19 protein-coding genes are annotated in these 20,581 nt (G+C 69.5%); 9 read left to right on the forward strand and 10 right to left on the reverse strand.

Annotated elements, in window-relative coordinates; translation table 11 throughout:
- Positions 1-106 precede the first annotated feature (106 nt).
- From IPM43_01685 to IPM43_01700, 4 genes are all read left to right on the forward strand, one after another.
- The gene (locus IPM43_01685) at positions 107-1,042 is read left to right on the forward strand and encodes a LysR family transcriptional regulator (protein ID QQS25128.1); all 936 of its coding nucleotides are present in this window, start codon (positions 107-109) and stop codon (positions 1,040-1,042) included.
- 23 nt (positions 1,043-1,065) lie between these two features.
- Positions 1,066-2,409, forward strand: coding sequence for a methylmalonyl-CoA carboxyltransferase (locus IPM43_01690; GenBank protein QQS25129.1), 1,344 nt, complete (start codon positions 1,066-1,068; stop codon positions 2,407-2,409).
- 78 nt (positions 2,410-2,487) lie between these two features.
- On the forward strand, positions 2,488-3,753 hold the full coding sequence (locus IPM43_01695) for a citrate synthase (protein QQS25130.1): 1,266 nt from the start codon (positions 2,488-2,490) through the stop codon (positions 3,751-3,753).
- Positions 3,754-3,761: 8 nt separating this feature from the next.
- Positions 3,762-5,309 carry a molybdopterin-dependent oxidoreductase gene (locus IPM43_01700; GenBank protein QQS25131.1) on the forward strand — a complete coding sequence of 516 codons (1,548 nt, stop codon included), beginning with the start codon at positions 3,762-3,764 and terminating at the stop codon, positions 5,307-5,309.
- A gap of 6 nt (positions 5,310-5,315) precedes the next feature.
- Here IPM43_01700 and IPM43_01705 read toward each other — a convergent pair whose 3' ends face one another.
- From IPM43_01705 to IPM43_01715, 3 genes are all read right to left on the reverse strand, one after another.
- Positions 5,316-8,648, reverse strand: a complete 3,333-nt coding sequence (locus IPM43_01705; protein QQS25132.1) for a S8 family serine peptidase — start codon at positions 8,646-8,648, stop codon at positions 5,316-5,318.
- A gap of 95 nt (positions 8,649-8,743) precedes the next feature.
- On the reverse strand, positions 8,744-9,724 hold the full coding sequence (locus IPM43_01710) for an NAD(P)H-quinone oxidoreductase (GenBank protein QQS25133.1): 981 nt from the start codon (positions 9,722-9,724) through the stop codon (positions 8,744-8,746).
- Between the two features lies 1 nt (position 9,725).
- On the reverse strand, positions 9,726-10,946 hold the full coding sequence (locus IPM43_01715; GenBank protein QQS25134.1) for an NADP-dependent isocitrate dehydrogenase: 1,221 nt from the start codon (positions 10,944-10,946) through the stop codon (positions 9,726-9,728).
- A gap of 103 nt (positions 10,947-11,049) precedes the next feature.
- Between IPM43_01715 and IPM43_01720 the strand changes: the two genes are divergently transcribed.
- The 4 genes from IPM43_01720 to IPM43_01735 are packed head-to-tail and all read left to right on the forward strand — an operon-like array spanning position 11,050 to position 15,125.
- A complete protein-coding gene (locus IPM43_01720; protein QQS25135.1) occupies positions 11,050-12,162 on the forward strand; it encodes an acyl-CoA dehydrogenase family protein in 1,113 nt (370 codons plus the stop codon).
- 24 nt (positions 12,163-12,186) lie between these two features.
- On the forward strand, positions 12,187-13,473 hold the full coding sequence (locus IPM43_01725) for an MBL fold metallo-hydrolase (GenBank protein QQS25136.1): 1,287 nt from the start codon (positions 12,187-12,189) through the stop codon (positions 13,471-13,473).
- Positions 13,470-14,114, forward strand: a complete 645-nt coding sequence (locus IPM43_01730; protein QQS25137.1) for a hypothetical protein — start codon at positions 13,470-13,472, stop codon at positions 14,112-14,114. The genes IPM43_01725 and IPM43_01730 overlap by 4 nt, the downstream gene beginning before the upstream one ends.
- Positions 14,115-14,135: 21 nt before the next feature.
- Positions 14,136-15,125, forward strand: a complete 990-nt coding sequence (locus IPM43_01735; protein ID QQS25138.1) for an aldo/keto reductase — start codon at positions 14,136-14,138, stop codon at positions 15,123-15,125.
- A gap of 154 nt (positions 15,126-15,279) precedes the next feature.
- On the opposite strand, the gene IPM43_01740 is transcribed toward IPM43_01735, so the two are convergent.
- Entirely contained in the window at positions 15,280-15,444 is a 165-nt protein-coding gene (locus IPM43_01740) for a hypothetical protein (protein ID QQS25139.1), read from the reverse strand.
- 601 nt (positions 15,445-16,045) lie between these two features.
- On the opposite strand from IPM43_01740, the gene IPM43_01745 reads away from it, so the two are divergent.
- On the forward strand, positions 16,046-16,168 hold the full coding sequence (locus tag IPM43_01745; protein QQS25140.1) for a helix-turn-helix domain-containing protein: 123 nt from the start codon (positions 16,046-16,048) through the stop codon (positions 16,166-16,168).
- Between the two features lie 86 nt (positions 16,169-16,254).
- Here the strand turns inward: IPM43_01745 and IPM43_01750 are convergent, their stop codons facing one another.
- From IPM43_01750 to IPM43_01775, 6 genes are all read right to left on the reverse strand, one after another.
- Positions 16,255-16,434: a hypothetical protein gene (locus IPM43_01750; GenBank protein ID QQS25141.1), complete on the reverse strand. Its 180-nt coding sequence runs from the start codon at positions 16,432-16,434 to the stop codon at positions 16,255-16,257.
- On the reverse strand, positions 16,424-16,921 hold the full coding sequence (locus IPM43_01755; GenBank protein QQS25142.1) for a hypothetical protein: 498 nt from the start codon (positions 16,919-16,921) through the stop codon (positions 16,424-16,426). The genes IPM43_01750 and IPM43_01755 overlap by 11 nt, the downstream gene beginning before the upstream one ends.
- The gene (locus tag IPM43_01760) at positions 16,918-17,118 is read right to left on the reverse strand and encodes a hypothetical protein (GenBank protein ID QQS25143.1); all 201 of its coding nucleotides are present in this window, start codon (positions 17,116-17,118) and stop codon (positions 16,918-16,920) included. Before IPM43_01760 ends, IPM43_01755 begins: the two co-directional genes overlap by 4 nt.
- On the reverse strand, positions 17,118-17,786 hold the full coding sequence (locus tag IPM43_01765) for a peptidoglycan-binding protein (protein QQS26291.1): 669 nt from the start codon (positions 17,784-17,786) through the stop codon (positions 17,118-17,120). The genes IPM43_01760 and IPM43_01765 overlap by 1 nt, the downstream gene beginning before the upstream one ends.
- 92 nt (positions 17,787-17,878) lie before the next feature.
- Entirely contained in the window at positions 17,879-18,031 is a 153-nt protein-coding gene (locus tag IPM43_01770; protein ID QQS25144.1) for a hypothetical protein, read from the reverse strand.
- Entirely contained in the window at positions 18,028-20,580 is a 2,553-nt protein-coding gene (locus IPM43_01775; GenBank protein QQS25145.1) for a hypothetical protein, read from the reverse strand. Before IPM43_01775 ends, IPM43_01770 begins: the two co-directional genes overlap by 4 nt.
- Position 20,581: the final 1 nt, after the last annotated feature.

Genomic DNA, 20,581 nt, shown 5'->3' on the forward strand with positions numbered 1-20,581 from the left:
GGGCAGGACATGGGGGGCGTCCTGCCGCGATCGACATGTGAAATTATGCACGTGATCTCGTGATCGTTCAAGCTGTATTCGGCGATACCTCGTATCGTTTCCACAGATGGATCTTCGCCAGCTTGCCGCCCTCGTCGCGATCGCCGACCACGGATCGTTCTCCGCCGCCGCCCGCGCGCTGTACACGGTCCAATCCAACGTCTCGACCCACGTCGCCCGCCTCGAACGGGAGCTGCACGCGGTGCTCGTCGACCGCGGCACGGGCGAGCTCACCGAGGAAGGAGCGATCGTCGTCGAGCGGGCCCGGCGGATACTGCGTGAGCTCGACGAGATCACCGCCGACATCGCTTCGCGTGACGCCGAGGTGGCCGGCGACACGCGCATCGGGGTGATCGGCACCACCGCGCGCTGGATGATGCCGCGCTTTCTCACCGAGCTCTCCCGCGAGCACCCCCGTGTGCGTCCCCTCGTCTACGAGGGGGGCACCTCGTCGCTGCTGCCGCGCCTCGTCGCCGGCCAGCTCGACGCGGCGATCGTCCACCTGCCCGTCGACGACGTCGAGATCGAGGTACAGCCGCTGTTCGCCGAGGACCTGATGCTGCTCGTCCCGGCACGCCACCACCTCGCCGACCGCACCGAGATCGGCCTCGCCGAGCTGGCCCACGAGCCGTTGCTGCTGCCTCCGAGCACGGCCGCGCTGCGCCGGATCCTCGACCGCGCCGCGGCGCACGTCGGGGTCAGCCTCACCCCGCAGGCCGAGATCGACGGGGTTCGGCTGCTGGCGTCGCTCGCGTTCGAGGGCTTCGGCGCGGCGATCGTCCCGGCCACCGCGGTCCCCCGCTGGCTGACCGGCGAGTTCACGCGGGTCAGCGTGCCCGAGCTCCCCCGGCGCGTCGTCGGGTGGGCGCAGCGCCGCCGGCCCCGCCCCGGCGCTCCCACCCGCGCAGCGCGCGACGTGGCGCAGAACGTCATCGCGACGAAGGGCAAGCGCCAGCCGGGGGTGCACACCGGCAGCGAGGTTTCGCCCCTCGCCGGGCGCTGACCGGCACAAGTTATGGTGACTCGATGTCCTCGGTGGGGCTCCGCGCGCACGTCCCCGGCGCGGCACGGGTCGACGTCCGGCGCTTCGCCGGACGCCACGTGGTGTGGCTCGACGTAGACGCCGAAGTGCGCAAGGGCGCGCTCAGCTCGGACGCTTCGTCCATGATCGAGCACGCGGCGCGCGTCGCCCTCGCCGAGCGCATCCCCCTGGTGGGAGTGATGGGCTCGTCGGGTGCAGACATCGTCGAGGGCTTCGCCGCGCTGCACGGATGGGGCCTCGCCGCGCGAGCGCTCACCGATTGCTCCGGGATCGTGCCGACGATCTTCGTCGTCAACGGGCCTGCGGTCTCGGGGCCGGCACTGCTGCTCGGCATCGCTGACCACGTGGTGATGACCGAGCAGGCCTACGCGTTCGTGTCCGGGCCGACGATGGTCGCCGAGTTCACGGGGGTACGGGTCGACAACGACGAGCTGGGCGGCGCCGCCACCCACGCCCGCTACACCGGGGCGGCGACGCTCGTCGTCGCCGACGACGTGGAGGCCACCGCCGCCGTCGAGGCGCTCCTCGAATACCTGCCCTCGCACAACGACGAGCTGCCCGGGCGCTGGGACGTCGACGACGACGGCGAGCGCCTCACCCCAGAAGCCGGTGAGCTGATCCCACCGTCGTCCACCGGCAGCTACGACGTGCGCGACGTGATCCGTGCCCTCTGCGACGACGGCGCGTTCCTCGAGCTGCGCGGCCGCTGGGCAGCCAACCTGGTGACGGCGTTCGCGACCATCGACGGGCGCCCGATCGGCGTGGTCGCCAACCAGCCGACCGCGCTTGCCGGCACCCTCGACATCCCCGCATCGCAGAAGGGAGCCGGGTTCATCAACTTCTGCGACGCGTTCAACCTGCCGATCCTCACGCTCGTCGACACGCCGGGGTTCTACCCCGGCAAGGACCTCGAGTGGAGAGGGATGATCCGCCACGGGGCCCAGCTCGTCTACGCGTACGGCCGGGCGACCGTGCCGCGGATATGCGTCATCTTGCGCAAGAGCTACGGCGGGGCGTACATCGTGATGGACTCCAAGCGGATGGGCAACGACGTGTGCCTGGCCTGGCCGTGGGCCGAGCTCGCGGTGATGGGTGCCGGCCAGGCGGCGGCGATCCTCCAACGCCGGGCGACCGACGCTGAACGCGCCGCGTTCGAGGCCGACTACGCGGAGCGGCTGCTCAACCCGTACGTCGCGGCCGAGCGGGGATACGTCGACGCGGTGATCGATCCGGCCGACACCAGGCGCGAGATCGCGCGGGCGCTCGACGCCCTCGCCGACAAGCGCGAGGTGCTCGCCCCGCGCAAGCACGGCAACGGGCCACTGTGACCCGCGGGGGGCTATCGTCCCTCGCCGGGGGAGAAAGCCCCCATCGCCCAAGATGATCTCTCGAAGGGGACGCGCAAGGTGCCCGACACCATCACCATCACCGACGACCGCACCGGCAAGCAGGTAACGGTGCCGATCACCGACGGGGTGTTCCCTTCGTCGGCGATCCGCGAGCTCGACCCGACGCTGTACGTCTACGACCCGGCCTTTCTCTCCACCGCCGCCTGCCGGTCCGCGATCACCTTCGTCGACGGTGAGGCCGGCATCCTGCGCTACCGCGGCTACCCGATCGAGCAGCTCGCCGAGCACTCGACGTTCATCGAGGTCGCGTACCTGTTGCTGCACGGCAGCCTGCCGAACGAGGCGCAGCTCGCGCAGTGGCAGCACGACGTCACGCACCACACGTTCATCCACGAGAACATGCGCAAGCGGTTCGTCGACGGCTTCCACTACGACGCCCACCCGATGGGCATGTTCGTCTCCGCCCTCGCCGCGCTCGGGACGTTCTACGAGGACTCGAAGGAGCTCTGGCTCGACGACAGCCGCCGCAAGCAGATCCTGCGCCTCATCGCGAAGACGCCGACCATCGCGGCGATGTGCTACCGCTTCTCGATCGGGTTGCCGTTCAACTATCCCGACAACAGGCTCAGCTTCCCGGCCAACTTCTTGAACATGATGTGGAGGGTCGGCGACTACTCGGTCGACCCGGTGCTCGAGCGAGCGATGGACGTGCTGTTCATCCTCCACGCCGACCACGAGCAGAACTGCGGCACCACCGCGATGCGCGTCGTCGGCTCCAGCCATGCCGATCCGTACTCCGCCTCCGCCGCGGCGGCCGCCGCGCTGTACGGCCCGTTGCACGGCGGCGCGAACGAGGCCGCGGTGCGCATGCTCGGCGAGATCGGCTCGGTCGAGAACGTCCCGGCGTACATCGAGAGTGTGAAGCGCGGTGAGGGCCGGCTGATGGGCTTTGGCCACCGGGTGTACAAGCACTACGACCCGCGGGCGAAGATCGTGAAGCAGACGGCCTACGACGTGTTCGGGGTCACCGGCAAGAACCCGTTGATCGACATCGCGCTGACGTTGGAGGAAGCCGCGCTCAGCGACCCGTACTTCATCGACCGCAAGCTGTACCCGAACGTCGACTTCTACTCCGGGCTGATCTACCAGGCGATGGGCTTCCCCGTCGACATGTTCACGGTGCTGTTCGCGATCCCGCGCATCGTCGGCTGGCTGGCCCACTGGGAAGAGCTGCTCGACGACAAGGACCAGAAGATCAGCCGCCCCCGCCAGTGGTACGTGGGCTCCCCCGAACGGGACTACGTGCCGCTGACCGAGCGCTAGCCGGTGAGGTGACGGCGCCCCGCGCCGCGGCGGCCCTGGCCGGCATCGTCGCCGGCGGCGTCGCGGTGGCGGTCGCCGTGTTCACCGCCGCCGTCCTCGACGACGAGTCGCCGGTCGACGCCGTCGCCGGTGCGTTCGTCGACCGCACACCGGCATGGCTGAGGGAACTGGCCATCGACTGGTTCGCGACCAACGACAAGCGCGCCCTGCGCGTGGGGATCTTCGTGGTGCTCGGCATCGCTGCCGCCATCGTCGGCATGCTCGGGCAGCGGCGGCGCTGGATGGGGCTGGCCGGGATCGCGGCGTTCGGCGTGCTCGGCGCGGCGGCCGCGGCCGAGCGGCCCGGCGCCGGGACCGCGGCGATCCTCGCCCCCTTCGTCGGTGCCGCCGCCGGCGCACTGACGCTCACCGTGCTGCTCGCCGCGCTTCGCGCCCCCGCGCCGCGGGTGGAGGTGCCCGGGCCGTCGCGGGTGCCCCTCGGTTGGGATCGGCGTCGGTTCCTCGCCACGAGCGGCGCCGGAGTGGCCGTCGCCGCAGTCGCCGGCGCGGGGGCCTTCCGCCTGGAACGCCAGCGGGTGAGGGCGATCGAAGCCGCCGCCCCCGACCAACTGCCCGCCCTCGGCCCCGGCGGCGCGGCAGCCGAGATCCCGAACGGCGCCGGTGTCGTCCCGGGCACCCCGTACCTCACCCCGAACGCCGACTTCTACCGCATCGACACCGCGCACTCCTTCCCCCGGGTCGACCTCGACCGGTGGACCATGCGCGTGCACGGCCTCGTCGACGAAGAGCTGTCGCTGACCTACGCCGACCTCTCCCGCCTGCCGCAGGTGGAGCGCGTGATCACCCTGTGTTGCGTGTCGAACGAGGTCGGTGGGCCCTACATCGGCAACGCCGTCTGGCAGGGGGTGCTGCTCGCCGACGTGCTCGCCATGGCCGGCGTGCGCGACGAGGCCGAGCAGGTGTTCAGCCGCAGCCTCGACGGCTGGACGTGCGGGTTTCCGGTGCAGGTCGCCCTCGACGGGCGCGACAACCTGATCGCGCTCGGCATGAACGGCGAGCCACTCCCTCTCGCCCACGGCTTCCCGGCGCGTCTCGTGGTGCCCGGGCTGTACGGCTACGTCTCGGCGACGAAGTGGCTGAAGGAGATCGAGCTCACCACGTGGGACGCTGCCGAGGGCTACTGGGTGCCGCGGGGCTGGGCGCGCGAAGCCCCGGTGAAGACCCAGTCACGGATCGACGTCCCCCGGCGCGGCGAGCGGCTACTGGCCGGTCCGACCGCTGTCGCCGGAGTGGCGTGGGCGCAGCACCGGGGAGTCGAGCGGGTGGAGGTGCGCGTCGACGGCGGCCCGTGGCGTCTGGCTCGCCTCGGCACGGACGTCACCGACGACTCCTGGCGGCAGTGGGTGCTCGACTGGGAGGCCACCGAGGGCGACCACCTGATCGAGGTGCGGGCCACCGACAAGACCGGCGAGACCCAGACCGAAGCGCGCTCCCCCGTCGCCCCTGACGGGGCGACGGGGTGGCACTCGCGACGCGTCAGCGTCTCACCGGCCTGAGCCGAGCTATCGGCGACGCACCGTCCCGCTGAAGGTGGCGTAGATGTCGCCGGCCACCGCGGTGGTGTCGACGAGCACGTCGTTGCGGTAGGTACCAGCGGTGACACCGATCGCGTCGAACGTGATCGTGTGCGAGCCGCCGGGGCCGCCCGGCACCGACGACACCAGCACCTCGGTGCCGTTCGCCGGGGCGGTGCCGGCGCCGTCGAAGTACACCGCCTGGCCGGAGCTGCCGTAGCGGTTCTCGGCGCCGACGGTGAGGTAACCGAGGTCTCCACCGGTGACGGGGCCGAAGGCGTAGGTGACGTCCTCCGTGCCGTTCACCCCGATCCAGATCTGGAACGAGTTCAGCTGCGCCGCGTTCGAGAAGTTCCGCACGCCATCCCATTCGAGGACGAGCCAGTCGTTGACGCCGTCGGTCAGGATGTCGATCCGCAGCGCACCGGCCGCGCCGGGGTTGAGGTCGGTCCAGAACGGGGCGAGCACGTTGTTCGGCGGCAGCACGTTGGGGAAGTCGGTGTTGACGAAGTCCACGTCTGCACCGGTGCCGCCGCCCACCACGGCGTAGCCGTTGGAGACGATCCCGATGCGGGTCCAGGTCTCACCCGCGAACTCGAACGCCGGCACGGTGTAGTTGACGATCGTCTCGTCGCCGACGCCGGCGATCGCCGGCGTTCCGAACAGCGACAACGGCAGATACCCAGCCGGTGTCGAGCCAGGTGCCACTGCCGCGGAGACGACCGCCGCCTGCTGGGCGCCGAGGGTGGCTGTGGCCTGCAGGGTGTGGCTGTTCAGCACGGTCGCCCCGACCACGCTCGGGCGGTCGATGCGCATGTTGTTGGTCAAGAAGTCGGTGATCGTCACGTCGGCCGGCTGGAACGAGTTGTTCGTCACCGTCACCTGGCACGACGTCTCCTGACGCACCCGGATGTCCGTCGGCGAGCACGACGTCGCCGCCGTGACGTCGCCCTCGGCGCGCACGACGGTGATCGGGAACACCAGCGCCTGGCCGCTCTGGCGGTGCACGAAGGTGATCGAGCCGTGACGCACCTCGCCGAGGGGGATGTTGCGCCCGTCGACGGCGATGTCGATGGTGGCGTTGCCGTTCTTCGGCACGTTGACGCTCGTCGGCACCGTGATCTTCAGATCGGACGGCGCCGAAACCTGCACGCGGTAGTTGCGGTTGGCACCGCTCTCGTCGTGCAAGGTGCGCTGCACCAGGATCGCCCCGGCGAATTGCGGCACGTACAGGCTGGGATAGTTGGCGTCCCACAAGTTGTCCTGGAGGGCGACGTAGTCGGCGGCGTCCTCGGAAATCGTGAACCCGACGCGGGCGGCGACGGCGGGGCGGATGCTGCCCGAGCCCTCGTCGAACGGCGTCGCGTGCACCGTGCCGTCACCGACGGTGACGACGCCGGCGGCAGCACCCATCATCAGCGCCGACTTGATCTGACCAGGCGTCCAACTCGGATGACTGGCCTTCAGCAGCGCTGCCGCACCCGCCGCGTGCGGCGAGGACATCGAGGTGCCCTGGATGGCCTGGAACAACTCGCCCGGACGGCCGCCCTCGGAGGTGGCCGGCATCGGCGTCGCCCCGGCGAGGATCTGCACGCCGGGCGCCGTGACGTCGGGCTTGGACACGCCGAGCGTCTGGCCCGGGCCGCCGCGCGAGGAGAACGGCGCCATCACGTCGCCCTGCACCGCTTGCGGTGCGCCCGGGGTGAAGGTGGCCGAAACCTGCGGGTGCGCAGCCAGGAACGACGTCAACTGCGCCCCGGCGTCGTTCTCGAGGTGCACGGCGGGCAGGAAGTGGTTGTCGGTCGAAAGACCCTGCTGGGTCGGGTTGTACAGCAGCATTCCGGCGGCACCGCCGGCCTGCACGTTGAAGCCCTTCATCACCCTGGCGATGACGCCGCGCGGGCACACCGCGATCATCCCGGTGAGCGTGCCCGCCGCGGCCGGCGAGTTGCAGTTGGCGGGCGTCGGCACGACGACCGGCAGCGGGCTGGAGATGCCTTCGGTGACCGACGCTCCCTTCAGCACCAGGCTCGCGCCGTCGGTGGAGGTGAGCGTGACGGTCGAAAGGAAGTGGCGGTTCGAAGTACTGGCGCCGACGGTGAGCGTCCACGGCTCACGGTGGTCGGTGGTGTCGAGATCGGGCCCGGCGTTGCCCGCCGACGCCGACACGAGCACGCCCGCGTCGTACGCGCTCAAGAAGGCGAGCGACACCACGTCGCCGTAAGGGTTGGCGCCGCCGCTGATCGAGAAGTTGATCACGTCGACACCGTCGAGGATCGCCTGACCGACCGCGGCCGCGGAGTCGCTGCCGAAGCAGCCCTCGTTGCCGCACACGCGATAGCTGACCACATGCGCCCGCGGGGCGACACCGGACACCGTTCCGCGCGGCACCCCGAAGATGGAGGCCGCGACGCCGTTGTTGCCGGCCGACGTCGTCGCCGTGTGCGTGCCGTGACCGTTGTCGTCACGTCCGCTCAAGAACTCGGTCGGCAGCAGGCCGACGTTGGCCTGGTAGCCGTCGGTGAAGTTGTACGCGCCGATCAGCTTGCCGTTGCACGTGAACGCCGCGTCGTTCGGGTTGTAGGCGGTGTTGCCGAAGTCGCACGTCGAGCGCGCCCCGGCGGAGAAACCGTTGCTGCCCGGCACCACCGGCGGCGCCGGGTAGGCGACACCGTTCGGGTCAGGGTCCGAGAACGAGGGGTGCTCGGGCCATACGCCCGAGTCGAGGACGCCCACGATCACTCCTCCGCCGGCGTTCTGCACTCCCCCCTGGGCGGCCCACAGATCGTCAGCCCCGATGAAGTCGTTGCTCACGTCGGTGTTCAGTTGCAGCAACTCGTCGTGGTAGATGCCGGCAACGCCGGGCAATGCCTCGATCGTCTTCAACTCGTCGGCGGGAACGCGAGCGGCGAAACCGGCGAACGCAAGGTCGAGCCGGCGCGTCACCTGGGTCTCGGGCACTGCAGCGCGGACGCGCTGCTCTACCGTCGCGCTCTCGCCGGCGACGAACGCGCGATAGCGCCGCACGTTCTGCGAGTTCGCGTTCAGCGGCTGGCCGGTTACGGCCGGGCTCGTCGCCGGCAAGCCGGCGACGCCACCGTCGTAGGAGGCGACCGAATCGGCGGTCAGCCGTACGACGACGGGGATCAGCTTCTGTCCGTTCACCACCACCGATGAGCGCGAGTAGGTGGACTCGGGCACCAGGGTGCCCGACGCCGACAGGCCGTCGGCATCGGTTCGCGCGGCCTGCGCTCCCGACGTCGACACCACCACCGACGCGCTTGCCAGCGCTCCGAGCAGCAACCACCGCTTCGATCTCATCGGTCCTCCCAGCCGCCACGCCATCGTGGCGGGCGGATTCTCACACCGCCACCGAAGCTGGCGCAAGCACCACCCTCTGTGGCTCGGCCGCCGGATCACCGGAGGTCGATCAACACCTTGCCCGCGTTGGCGTTGGCCTCCATGTGGCGGTGGGCGTCGGCGATGCGGTCGAGGGGGAAGCGGCTGTCGATCACCGGGCGCAGGGCGCCGCTCTCGAAGAGGGGCAGCATCTCGCTGGCGAATCGGCGGGTGACGGCGATCTTGTCTTCGATCGGGCGGGCGCGCAGCGTGGTGCCAACCCAGGTGACGCGCTTCGTGAGCAGCAGCCCGGCGTTCACGGACGCCACCCCGCCCCCCATCAAGCCCACCTGCACGACCGTGCCGCGCAGCGCGGCGGCGCGCAGGTTGCGGTCGATCTCTTCGCCGCCGACCACGTCGAGGACCACGTCGAACCCCTCCGGCACAGCGCTGCCGGCGTCGGCCAGCCAATCGTGGGGGGAGCGCTGAAGCACCACGTCCGCGCCGAGCGCCTCGCACACGGCTGCCTTCCCCGCCGAGCAGGTGACCGCGATGCGCGCACCGATCGCCTTCGCGATCTGGATCGCGGCCGTGCCCACGCCCGACGCGCCGGCGTGCACGAGTGCCCAGCGCCCCGACGTCAGCCCGCCCTGCAGCACGAGCGCGTCCCATGCCGTCAGGAACACCTCGGGGATCGCCGCCGCGTCGTCGAGCGGCACCGCCGCCGGAACGGCGAGCAGTTGGCGCTCGTGGGTGGCGATGCGCTCTGCGTAACCCCCGCCGGCCTCGATCGCCATCACCTCGTCACCGGGGCGCCAGAGCGTGACGCGCTCGCCCACCTGCGCCACCGTGCCGGCGAACTCGAGCCCGGGGATCTCGGGACCTGTCCCCCGCCGTGGGTCGGGATAGAGACCCATCCGCTGCAACAGGTCGGCCCGGTTCAGCGCCGTCGCGCGGATGTCGACGAGCACCTCGTCGGCGCCGGGCACCGGGTCGGGCACGTCTTCCACGGTGAGCACCTCGGGCCCACCGTGGTCATGGAGGACGACGGCTCGCATGTCAGCCGGCCATCTTCTCCTGCAGGCGCCTGTCGAGCGCGGCGAGGAACTCCTCGGTGGTCAGCCACCCCTGCTCGGGCCCGACGAGCAGGGAGAGGTCCTTCGTCATCTCGCCGCCCTCGACGGCCTCGACGCACACCGTCTCCAGCTTCTCGGCGAAGTCGATCAGCGCGGCGTTGTCGTCGAGCTTGCCGCGGTGGGCGAGGCCGCGCGTCCAGGCGAAGATCGACGCGATCGGGTTGGTGGAGGTGGGGTTGCCCTTCTGGTGCTCACGGAAGTGGCGGGTGACGGTGCCGTGCGCGGCCTCGGCCTCGACCGTGCGGCCGTCGGGGGTCATCAGCACCGACGTCATCAGCCCGAGCGAGCCGAAGCCCTGGGCGACGGTGTCGCTCTGCACGTCGCCGTCGTAGTTCTTGCACGCCCACACGTAGCCGCCCTCCCACTTCATCGCGGCCGCGACCATGTCGTCGATCAGGCGATGTTCGTAGGTGAGCCCGGCGGCGTCGAACTGCGGCTTGAACTCGGCGTCGAACACCTCTTGGAACAGGTCCTTGAACTGGCCGTCGTACGCCTTCAGGATCGTGTTCTTGGTGGACAGGTAGACCGGATAGTGGCGGGCCAGCCCGTAGCGGAACGAGGCCCGCGCGAAGTCGCGGATCGAGTCGTTGAAGTTGTACATACCCATCGCCACCCCGCCGTCGTCGCCGTAGGTGGCGACGTCGAAGCGCATCGGCTCGCTGCCGTCGGCGGGCGTGTAGGTGATCGTGACGGTCCCCGCGCCGGGCACCTTGAAGTCGGTGGCCTTGTACTGGTCGCCGTGCGCGTGACGCCCGATGACGATCGGCTTGGTCCAACCCGGCACCAGACGGGGGATGTTCGAGCAGATGATCGGCTCGCGGAACACGACCCCGCCCAAGATGTTGCGGATCGTCCCGTTCGGCGACTTCCACATGTGCTTCAGGCCGAACTCCTCGACCCGCGCCTCGTCGGGGGTGATCGTGGCGCACTTCACGCCGACTCCGTGGCGCTGGATGGCATGCGCGGCGTCGACGGTCACCTGGTCGTCGGTGGCGTCGCGGTGCTCGATGCCGAGGTCGTAGTACTCGAGCTCCACGTCGAGGTACGGCAGGATCAGGCGGTCCTTGATGAACTGCCAGATGATCCTCGTCATCTCGTCGCCGTCGAGCTCGACGACCGGGTTGTCGACCTTGATCTTCGCCATCTGCGTTCCCTTCGGACTTGTATTCGACTTGTCATGATATCCCTTTGCCGGCGGGCGTTGTGCATGGGGCGGGCGCGCCCGAGGGCTCTAAGGTCGCCCGGCAGTGGACTTCTCGTGGACCCCCGAGCAACAGGCCCTGCGCGAGCACGCTCGCCAGGTTGCCGCCGATGCCGTCGCTCGCTACGGCCGCGCCAACGACTCGTGGATCAACGGTTACTCCAAGGAGTTCGCGCGCGAACTGGCGGCGCTCGGCTGGATCGGGATGACCTGGCCGGTCGAGTTCGGGGGTGGTGGGCGGCCCCCGATCGAGCGCCTGATCGTCGGCGAAGAGCTGATCAATGCAGGTGCACCGATCGCGTCGATGTGGTTCGCCGACCGACAGATGGGCCCGACGCTCATCGCCTACGGACGGCCCGACCAGCAGGCCGAGTACCTGCCGCGGATCCTCTCCGGCGAGACGACATGGTGCATCGGCATGTCGGAGCCGGACGCGGGGTCCGACCTCGCCTCGCTCACCACCTCGGCCCGCCGCGACGGCGACTCGTGGGTGATCAACGGGCAGAAGATCTGGACCAGCTTCGGTGAGCTCGCCGACTGCTGCTACCTGATCTGTCGCACCGCCGCCGACGGGCCGGCGCACGTCGGGATCAGCGAGATCGTCGTCCCGATGGGCACCGCCGGCATCGAGGTGCGCCCGATCCAGGACATGACCACGAACCGGCACTTCTGCGAGGTGTTCTTCACCGACGTGCGGGTGCCGATCGACAACCTCGTCGGCACCGAGGGCGCCGCGTTCAAGCAGACGATGCGCCAGCTCGAACACGAGCGCGGCGGCATCGACCGGCTGGTCTCCAATCACGCGTTGTACCGCTTCGCCCGCGAGCGCGCCGACACCTCCGATCCGCTCGTGCGCCAGGAGATCGCCGGGCTCGAGGCGGCGTACCGGATCGGGCGCATCCTCGTCGTCCGCGAGGTGCTGCGCCAGGCGCCGGCCGGCTTCTCGGCGGCCACGAAGTGCTTCTGCACCGAGCACGAGTGGCGGGTGGCGCAGTTCGTCGCCCGCGTGCTCGGCCCGGAGGCCATGCTGTGGAACGAGCTCACCCAGGGGCTCGTCTACGCCCCCGGCTACACGATCATGGGTGGCACCTCGAACGTGCTGCGCAACATCCTCGGCGAGCGTGTGCTCGGCCTGCCGCGCGAGCCGGCGGCCCGCTGAAGCACCCCGAGTAGGGTCGGCGCGATGGGCGACCTCTGCGATCTCTCGGCCCGCATCATCGACTCCGGCGTGGCCGACCAGCCGGTGAACAGGGTGACCAACGAGCTGTCCGAGCTGGCCGCGGATCTCGCGTTGGTGGAGAGCTTCAGCCACTGCGCGGTGTGGGACACGGGCGAGGGCCTGGTGTGCTTCGACACGTCGGCCGTGCAAACCGGCCAGGCGGTGGTCGAGGCCGTCCGCACCTGGCGCAGCACCCCGTTCGAGCGGCTCGTGTACACCCACGGCCACGTCGACCACGTCGGCGGCAGCGGGTTCTTCGCCGCCGACGCGGCGGCGAGACATCACCCCCGCCCGCGCGTCGTCGGCCACGAGAACGTGGCCACGCGCCTCGACCGATACGACGCGACGAACGGCTGGAACCTCGCGATCAACGCCCGCCAGTTCGGCGCCACCGGCGGCGGGCTCGGTCTCGGCCTCGGCCGGCGCTTCGTCGCCGACGAAGTGATGCGGCCCGACGAAACGTTCCGCGAGCACCACGAGCTGGCCGCCGGCGACGACGTGCTCGAGCTGCACCACGCGAGGGGCGAGACCGACGACCACCTGTGGGGCTGGGTGCCAGGCCGGCGCTGGCTGTTCGCCGGTGACTTCGTCATCTGGAACTTCCCCAACGCCGGCAACCCGCAGAAGGTGCAGCGCTACCCGCTCGAGTGGGCCGCAGCGCTGCGCGACATGGCCGAACACGGACCAGAGCTGCTCGTGCCCGCCCACGGTCTGCCGATCGCCGGCCGGGAGCGCATCGCGACCGTGCTCACCGATATCGCCGCAGTGCTCGAGACGCTCGTCGAGGAGGTGCTCGCCATGATGAACGCCGGCGCCGCCCTGGACACGATCGTGCACGAGGTGCGTGTCCCCGCCGAGGAGCTCGCCAAGCCGTACCTGCGCCCTCTCTACGACGAACCCGAGTTCGTCGTCCGCAACATCTGGCGCCAGTACGGCGGATGGTGGGACGGCGCGCCGTCGCGGCTGAAGCCCTCCCCCGACGCGCACCTCGCCGGCGTGCTCGCCGAGCTCGCCGGCGGCGCGGAGGCGATGGTGCAGCGTGCCGAGCGAGCGCTCGCCGAGGGTGACCTGCGCCTCGCTTGCCACCTGGCTGATCTCGCCGCATGGGCCGCGCCCGACGACCCGCTGGTGCACGGCGCGCGTGCCGAGGTGTACGCGGCACGGCGGGCGGCGGAGACGTCGCTGATGGCGAAGGGCATCTTCCTCGGCGCGGAGCGGGAATCCCGCGCCGTCGTGCCGGGTGGCCGATGACGACAGCACGACGCGGGCTGGTAGCTGCGCTGGCGCTCCTCGCGGGGTGCGGTCTCGCCGAGCGGCCCTCGGTCGACACTGCGTTCCCCGCCGACGGTGAGGGCACGGTGCTGCTCGGCGACTCGATCATGTTCTCGGCCACAGAGCCGATCCTCGCCGAACTGCCGCGCAGCACGGTCGACGCCGTTCCCGGGCGCACGATGGTCAGCCCGGCGCTGTCCGACGCGGGTCTGCCCCGGGTGGAGGTGTTGGCCGCGTCCGAGCCCGACCGGTGGGTGGTGGAGCTCGGCACCAACGACGCGTTCACGGTCGGCTCGGTCACCGACGACGTTGTCCTCGCCGATCTCGACGTGCTGCTCGGCTCGATCGACGCGACGGCGTCCGACGGTGAGGCTTGCGTGTGGTGGGTGCTCCCCCACGTCGCCGCGCCCGTCGACCCCGCGTCCATCGCCCGCGCCGATCTGATCGCAACCACGTTGCGCGACCGGCTGGCGGCCCGCGACTGCGGCGGCCCGATCGACTGGCCGGGAGCGGTCGGCCTCGACCCCTCCCTGCTCGACGCCGACGGCGTCCACCTCACCACGCGGGGGCGCGACATGTTCGCCGAGCTGATCGCCGGCACCATCGCCGAGGGCGACTGAGCCCGCAGTAGGTTCGGGCACGTGCACCACGTCCGCTTCGGCCGCACCGGCCTCAAGGTGTCCCGGCTCTGCCTCGGCACGATGACGTTCGGATTCCAGTGCGACGAAGAGACGTCGTTCGCGATCCTCGACGCCGCGGCAGCCGCCGGCATCGACTTCATCGACACCGCCGACGTCTACCCCCTCGGAGCCTCACCCGAGCTGTTCGGCCGTACCGAGGAGATCGTCGGGCGCTGGCTGCACGGCCGGCGCGACGAGTACGTGCTGGCCACGAAGTGCTACTTCCCGACCGGGCCCAAGCCGTGGGACTCGGGCAACAGCCGCCAGAACATCATGCGCGCCGTCGAGGCTTCGCTGCGCCGTCTCGGCACGGACCACATCGACCTCTACCAGCTCCACGCGTGGGACCACGACACACCGATCGACGAGAGCCTGCGGGCGCTCGACGACCTCGTCCACTCGGGCAAGGTGCGCTACCTCGGCTGCTCCAACCTGGCCGCCTACCAGTTGGCGCGCTCGCTCGGACGCAGCGAGGTGCTCGGCACGGCGCGGTTCGACTGCGTTCAGCCGCGCTACAACCTGCTCCACCGCGAGATCGAACGAGAGATGCTGCCGCTCTGCGCCGAAGAAGGCATCGCCGTCATCCCCTACAACCCTCTCGCCGGGGGGTTTCTGAGCGGCAAGCACCGGCCGGGAACGCCGACCGAGCAGACCCGGTTCACGCTTGGCTGGGCGGCAGGCCGCTACCAGGAGCGCTACTGGCACGAGCAGATGTTCTCGACCGTCGATGACCTGCGCCCGATCGCGGACGAGGCCGGCGTACCGCTCGCCACGCTCGCCATGCAGTGGGTGCTCGCCAACCCGGTGATCACCTCGCCGATCGTCGGCGCCAGCCGACCCGACCAGCTCGCGGCCGCGGTCGAAGCCGTGCGCACCCCCCTCGACGCCGAGCTGAAGCAGCGCATCGACGAGCTGACGCACGAATACCGCCTCGTCGAGCACGCCCGCTGACCCGGCGCTATTGGTGGGCGTAGCCGGACTCGAACCGGAGACCTCTACCGTGTCAACTCTCCGTCGACGGCACTTGTGCTGGTGGTTCGCCGGTGTGTGCGCTCATCGATGGGGTCTGCGAGCAGGCGTGATGCGTCTGCGGTGTCATGCGATGTCACGTCGCATTCCAAGCGAGCCCCTCGCCGAGGTCGATTGGTTGAAGCTCGTGACGGGGATGGGCAGCGACCTCAAGCGGGCAGCCTTCCAGCAGCTCCTCGACGACGAGCGCATCGAGAAGGTGCCCGTCACCATCACCGTCGAAGAACGGCAGCCGACGCACCGTCGAGCGCTACCGACTGAACGAATCCGAGCTGGAGAAGGGGGCCGCGTGAACCCGTCCGAGCGGCGACTTCGCTCGCCGGAGAGGCAGCTCATGAGCTGCTCATCGGGGCGAACGACCGAACAGAAATGACCTCACCTGCGGGGCGAGCGAACGTAGCCCCTGACCAGGGGAAACAGAGCGAAATGCTCGTTCGCCGGGCGAGCGACGGGGCGAGCGACCGTCGCTTGCCTCGCTTGCCCCGGGGGTAGAGTCCCGGGCGAGCGAGCGAGTGGGCGACGAGAGCACGCCAGCGATGCCCCGACTGTGACGAGGAGATGCCCAGTCACGTGCTCGACGTGCACCGGACACTCGTGTCCCCGCTCCGACCCCAACACGCCGAGAAGGCCATGGTTCGGACTCGTCCCCTCATCGTGGATCGTCTCCTTCGTCGCTGAGGCCCAGCACCTGCCGGGCCTTCGGGGTGAGCCGGCCACCGGGGCGCCCACGGCCGGCTGACTCGAGCAGTCCCCGCCGCCGCGCCTCGGCGAGCTTGTCGCGCACGGTGATCGGGTCGAAGCCGAGCGATCCGCATCGTTCGGGCAGAGCCTCCCAAGCCGACGTGGCCGAAGCGGTCGGGGTCGCCCAGCGGACCGTGGCCCGCTGGGAGCTCGGCCAGAACCCACACGCCAAGCACCTCGTGCGCTACATCGCTGTGCTCGACGAGCTGAAGGCCCTCGCATGATCGCCCTCACCGTGAACGGCACCGACTTCCCGCCGACGCTCTCCACCGACCAGGCGGCCGAGCTGCTCGACACCGGCAGCGGTACCTCAGTTGCTCCTGTTGGTGTTGCCGGCGGCGAGGATGAAGCCGAGCACAGCCATCGCCTCAATGATCTTCTGCTGGACCCCTGAGTCGAGCACGTCGAACACGAGCTCCAAGCCGAGCAGAGTGGTCAGCGTGAGGTACACGTAGTACCGCACCTTGGCGGGTAGCAGGTCAGCGAGCATCGGCGTCTCCTTCCGGATTGATTGACGGACATCTCTCAGGCGACATGGTCATCGAGCCTCCCGTGGCGATCTTGCGGTTCCTGCCGCCGGAGCCGTCGGACGACGGCTCCGGCGGCAGGTCACCCCACCGGCGAGCCCACGCCTTCAGGCTGGACACGTCGCCAATGATCTCCCGGTGGATGGCCTCGTTGCGCCGGTCGAAGTCGACCAGGTTCTCCTCGAGCCGCTCGACGGTGGCACGGGTCATCACCGCATGGTCCGCAAGGGTGGGAGCTCCTGGGTGGCGATGATTGACGGAGTCCTCGACCCGGTCGACGGTGTTGTTCACGATCCCGACGTGTTCGAGGATCTCATGCAGCACCGGGCGCACCGAGCGCAGGGCCAGGATCGCCCCCATCACGATGATGACGATGAGCGCCACCAGCACCCACGACAGCACCTCGACGTTGTCGCCCGACGGGGCTGGCGGGATCGACAGGACGATCACCGCTGCTCCACCTCGACGCCGTCGGGCCACAGTGCCCGAATGGCTTGCTGGGCGTCGCGCACATCGTTGTACGCCTCGGACGACATGGCGAGGATCTTGGCGTTGACGGTCGCCACCGCCCGCCACCGCCACCGCCCCTCCACGTCCCGGTAGACGACGACCTTCACGGTCGACGGGGTGCGCTTGCGGCCGAACATCACCGCAGCCCTGCCAGGTAGTCGACCGCTGTCCACGTCTTGGGGCCGACGACCCCGTCGACTGCTTGTGGGGTGAAGAAGCGTTGGACGTTCAGCACCGCCGACAGGGTCTGGTTGCCGAGCACCCCGTCGACCGGACCGAGCTGGGTCTGGCCGGCCTTGTGCTTGAGCACGCCCTGGAGGTAGCGCACGGCGTCACCGGTCGTGCCGAGGCGGACGGTCGGCTTGCCCTGCCAAAACGGCCACAGCGACCACAGTCCCCGGTCCGGTGCGAACTCGGGCAGGTCTAGGGCCGGGGCGGCGAGACGCTGGTCGACCGGGGTGGCGTCCGCCCACCGGTCCGGGTGCGTCTCGATGTGCAACCAGTCGCCCGACCCGATGGATGAGACGTACCAGCCCTTGCCGGCCTTCCACCGGTTGGCACCCTGGTGTGGGCCCTGCGACCACTTGGCGTAGTGGTGCACGACCTGGATGCCGAGCTCGGCCGAGCTGTCGACCAGCCAGGGGAGGATGATCTTCTCGACGGTGTTGATGCCGGGGCCGCCGTGGCGGGTGGCGAGCCCGTGGTCGATCGCTGCACCGAAAGCGTGCGCGGACCAGCGGGTCCCGCCCCGGACCGGCCGCACAAAATACCCGCCGAGCACGGTCCCGCCCCACCGCTTCTGCATCTCCTCACGCAGTGCCCGCAGGTTGGGGGACAAGGCGTCGTACGGGGCGCCGGGCGCACCATCAGCCCACTCGAAGTACCTAGTTGCCACAGTCATCGGCCCCATCCTTCCCGGCGACGTTGACGCCTGGTCTCATTCCGGCGGGTGATCGTCACGATGACCGACACCCAGGCGGCCGCTGCCGCCACCCAGCCGAAGGCGACGGCGAACCCGGCGACGAACAGCCGCCGGAAAAACGTGGTCACCCGGTCCACGCCGACCACGCCGACGTTCCGTTGGAGCTGGCTGTGGCGAGCACCCGGTACTCGAACGCGACGCCGGACGACACCGCCCAGTCGACATAGGTGGCGTCGACGGCGACGCCGGTGGCGATGCGCACCCCGTCGTCGCCCACGGTGCGCTCACCGGTTCGGGTGCCGCCGGACGCCACCCGAACGTAAACATCGTTGGTCGACACGGAAGCGAACTCCGGCGATGGCGAGATCTCCATGTTGTCGATCGCCACCTTGCCCACCTCGCCGTCCTTGAAGGCGATCGACCGACCCGGTGTGGTGATCCCGGTCACCGTGTAAGCACCGACCAGCGACACCGTCCCTCCCGGAGTCGACGACTGATAGACGGTCAAGGTGTTCAGCCCACCCCACTCCAGGCGGAACCGGCCAGAAGACGTGTCGACCAGCCCGAGGTTCGTCACGTTCGTCACCGAGCCGCCGACCGTCTTGTAAATGTTCCAGGTCCCGAACGCGGCCGACCGTTGCAGCCGAACAAAGTTCGACGCCGACGCCCAGCCGACGGCCACGTAGAACGCGTCGTTAGAGGCGTCGCCGTCGAACACGTAGTCGAACTCGACAGCGTGCACGTACGACCAGGTGTCCACCAAGACACGGGCGACGCCGCCGGACAGAGCCGTCACCTCCAGGGCGTTGGACTGCACCCCCCAGGTGCCGGCATCGGCGGTCCAGAAGCCCTCACCGGAGATGTCGGTCGAGTTCGACCGGGTAAAGGAGTCGGTCCAATCAGTGGCACCGTTGTCGATCGCCACCGAGATGCTGCCGCCGGATGCTGTCACCGTCAGGATCGGGGTGGTCGGCGGTGTGAACGAGACGGAGAAGGTGTTCGTATCGGCGGCGCCGGCCAGCCCATCGTCGCCCCGCGTCTGAACCGACACCTTGTACGACGTCGAGTCCGCCATCTCGACCGAGCTGAAGGTGTGCGACGTCGCCGTCGACGTCACCCACCCCGAGTCGGCGAGCATCACGTCACCGGACGTGTAGAGGATCGCCCGGTACGCCGCCTGCTCGGACACGGCCCAGGTGACGGTGAGCGTGGACCCGGCGACCGTGCCACCGTCCGCCGGTGAGGAAATCGTCGGGGTCGCCGCCGCCGAGTAGGTGAGCGTCAGGGTCGACGAGTACCCGGACTCCGCGAGGTCGGCATCCCTCGTGGCAACCGAGTAGGCAATGCTGTCCCCGTCAGCCACCGTGGCGGCAGTGATCGACACCACCGTAGACAACGACGTGACCCAGCCCTCGGTGGTCCAGGTGGTGCCGTTCCACCACTGGTTCGCCCCGCCGTTGACCGAACGTCGCAGCTTGTACGAATGCTGGGCATCGCCGTCGGGGTCATTGTGCTGCCATGTCAGGTTGTGGGCGCTGGCTTCGTCAAACGCCCCCGATGTCGTGACCCACGTCGGCGTCGTCGGCGACCGGTTCGCACCGACCAGCTCATGCTTCACCGCCGCGGAGGACGACCACACCACCGACCGCTTCGACAACGCATTGTTGCATCGCTCCGACGACACGTACGGGTGCACAACCGTGGTCGCCTCAACCGTCTGCCACGCCCCCCACGTCCCGGCCGCCCGGGTGTACATCAAGCTGGATATGTCGTCGGCCGTCTGCCCCGAGGCGAACAGCCACACATTGGCGCTGTTCGAAGTCAGGCACAAACTGTCGACATCCCCGCCGGACAACGCTGTCGGTGTGCGGGTCGTCGTCTTGGTGTCGCCGGCGTTGCGCTCGTAGACAACGATGGTCGAGTCGGTGGCGTCCTGGGCGGCAACGACAAAACGGGACCCGTCGAACACCCCGGCGATCGGGCCGGCGGTGTCCACGGTCACGTCAACGACTGTGGATGACGCCGACGCGTAACCCGAACCGGTCCACGTGAATCGACCCATCACGAGATCGTCGGTGTCCCGGACATAGGCCACCCACAAGTGAGGCGACGACGTCGCCGTCTTGCCGTCACCGGTGTGGGCGAAGTCGAGCACCAGCGGTGACAGCAACGTCATGGAGTCAAAAGCGTTGGAGGAGTAGAGCGAGCTAACGGTTTGGAGCGTGTATCGGTTGATCTGGTGGACGTGCATCCAGCAGGTTCCGCCCCCGGAGTTCCAGCCGGTCGCCTGAATCGACCAGCTGGGCAGCGTTGGATGCTTGAACACCACCACCGCCGTCGTCGTCGCCGCCGTGGCTATTGGGCGGTTGTATGTCCACGACGACGACGACGTGATCGACTGGTTCACCCACAGCCTGGCGTCGTCGTTCTCGTCGACCAGCGACACCCAGGCGTTGTCGTCCATGTCGATGAACAAGCACCACTGCTTGATCGCCCCGGTGATTTTCGGTGTCGCCAATGTCCACGACCCGCCGGAGTTGTCCGAATAGGAGAACCGCAGGTCGGTGGCATTCCGGTGAGCAACCCAGATCCGCCCCGACGACGTCCGGGCGACGTGACGCTGCCCCGAGAAGTTGGTCGGCAGGGTCGGAGAGGATGCAACCGTCGTCACCGTCATG

Source organism: Actinomycetota bacterium, assembly GCA_016700055.1.
Taxonomy (GTDB): domain Bacteria; phylum Actinomycetota; class Acidimicrobiia; order Acidimicrobiales; family Ilumatobacteraceae; genus Kalu-18.